Origin of the sequence: Streptomyces bobili (assembly GCF_002154575.1) — a bacterium.
In the GTDB taxonomy this organism is placed as follows: domain Bacteria; phylum Actinomycetota; class Actinomycetes; order Streptomycetales; family Streptomycetaceae; genus Streptomyces; species Streptomyces bobili.
This window is the reverse complement of sequence record NZ_MUBA01000059.1, coordinates 1-2,230: the sequence shown is the minus strand read 5'-3', so window position 1 is coordinate 2,230 and position 2,230 is coordinate 1. Positions and strand designations below refer to the sequence as shown.

At 74.4% G+C, this 2,230-nt stretch carries 1 protein-coding gene and 1 pseudogene; both read left to right on the top strand.

Annotation, left to right across the window (positions count from 1 at the left end; genetic code table 11):
• Positions 1-144: 144 nt before the first annotated feature.
• Positions 145-1,023 (top strand): TatD family hydrolase, encoded by an 879-nt coding sequence (locus BZL64_RS05570; protein WP_086766767.1) that lies wholly within the window; start codon positions 145-147, stop codon positions 1,021-1,023.
• 148 nt (positions 1,024-1,171) lie between these two features.
• Positions 1,172-2,230, top strand: a pseudogene (locus BZL64_RS05565) (ubiquitin-like domain-containing protein); the annotation flags it as partial.

The window sequence follows — 2,230 nt, the reverse complement described above, 5'->3', positions numbered from 1 at the left end:
GTGCAGGCACCGGTGGCCGCCGCGGAACGGCCGGCGGACCAGCACCACTGGCACCTGTCCGACCTCCTGCACCCCTTCCAGCACCGGGCCGGCTGAGCCGAAGGGGGCCGGAGCGCGGGAGCCCGCCTTCCGTAGGATCGGGGCATGCCTTCGAACGCCGACAAGAACGCGGCGCCGCCGCTCCCGGCCCCCCTGCGGGTACCGGTCGCCGACTCCCACACCCACCTCGACATGCAGTCGGGCACCGTCGAGGAGGGCCTCGCGAAAGCCGCGTCGGTCGGCGTGACGACGGTCGTCCAGGTCGGCTGCGACGTCGCCGGCTCCCGCTGGGCGGCCGAGACGGCAGCGGCGTACGACAGCGTCCACGCGGCGGTCGCCCTGCACCCCAACGAAGCCCCCCGCATCGTCCACGGCGACCCCGACGGATGGTCCCGGCAGGGGGCGCGCGAGGCCGGAGGCGCCGGGGCGCTCGACACGGCGCTCGCCGAGATCGACCGCCTGGCCGCGCTCCCCCAGGTCAAGGGCGTCGGCGAGACCGGCCTCGACCACTTCCGCACCGGCCCCGAGGGCATGGAGGCGCAGGAGCGTTCCTTCCGCGCCCACATCGAGATGGCCAAACGGCACGGCAAGGCCCTCGTCATCCACGACCGCGACGCCCACGCGGACGTCCTGCGGGTGCTGAAGGAGGAGGGCGCCCCCGAGCGGACCGTCTTCCACTGCTACTCCGGCGACGCCGAGATGGCGCAGATCTGCGCCCGCGCCGGATACTTCATGTCCTTCGCAGGCAACGTCACCTTCAAGAACGCCCAGCATCTGCGCGACGCCCTCGCCGTCGCCCCGCTGGAGCTGGTCCTCGTCGAGACCGACGCCCCCTTCCTCACCCCGGCGCCCTACCGCGGACGGCCCAACGCGCCCTATCTCGTTCCGGTCACGGTCCGCGCCATGGCCGCCGTACGCGGCATCGACGAGGACACCCTGGCGGGCGCCCTGGCCGCCAACACGGCCCGCGCCTTCGGCTACTGACCCGTGGACACCGCACCCGAACACAACTCTGGGTAGCCGCGTCGCTTTGGAGAGTGACGGTCGCTCCGCTAGGTTCTGGGGGCCCGATCCGGACCACCTTCGGACCCCAGGACCCCTGGAGCGTGTCGGCGTGAGCAACGTGCACCACCTGCGGGACGCGCAGTACCCACAGCACCCGGAGCCCCTCCCGCCCGGCGCCGGGGACACGTACGTCGACGTCGGCGTCCACAACGCCGAGACCCTCGCGTACGGGGTGTACGCGGCCCCCTGGGAGCAGGGCACGCCGGTCGGGACGGCGGCGCTGTACGAGGACACCTACCGGCCCGCCTACGAGTCACCGGGGCCACGGGCGTCGCAGGAGCCCCCGGAGCCGCCCCAGCCGGTGCTTCCCCGCCAGGCGTACGCCGGTGACACCGGGCCGGGCGGCCGGGCCGCACGCCGGCGCGGGACGCGCCGGTCCGAGCGCTCGGACTCCCCGCTGCGCCGCCTGCTGCCCCTGTTCCCCCTGCTGCCCCAGGCGCTGGTCGTCGCGTTCCTCGCGGGCGGCACCACCGCCTTCGTCGCCAAGGACAAGGCGATCGAGCTGACCGTCGACGGCAAGCCCCGCACCCTGCACACCTTCGCCGACGACGTGGGCGAACTGCTCGCGGAGGAGGGCCTGCGGGTCGGCGCGCACGACATGGTGGCGCCCGCCCCCGGCACCGCCCTCGACAACGGCGACGAGATCGCCGTGCGGTACGGCCGCCCCGTCCGCCTCATGCTGGACGGCAGGCCGCGCGAGGGGTGGACGACGGCCCACACCGTGGAGGAGGCGCTCAGACAGCTCGGGGTGCGGGCCGAGGGCGCGTACCTCTCCGTCTCGCGCTCCCGGCCCATCGGGCGCGAGGGACTGGCGCTGGACGTCCGTACCGAACGCGCCCTGACGATCATGGCCGACGGCCGGGCCCGCACCGTCCGCACCAACGCGGCGACCGTGCGCGAGGCCGTCGAGGAGGCCGGGATCATCCTGCGCGGCCAGGACACCACGTCCGTCGCGCCCGGCAGCTTCCNNGCGCACCGTCAACGGCGTCCGGCAGAAACCGAGACGCGTCAGGACCGAGATCGTGCGCGAACCCCGCGCGCAGGTCGTCAAGGTGGGCACGAAGCCACGGCCGGCCTCGGTACGCGGCGCCGACCACCTCGACTGGCAGGCCCTCGCGGTCTGCGA

Bases quoted from the DNA above. Each gene is read 5' to 3' on its own strand.
- BZL64_RS05570 (WP_086766767.1), top strand. From the start codon at position 145: ATGCCTTCGAACGCCGACAAGAACGCGGCGCCGCCGCTCCCGGCCCCC.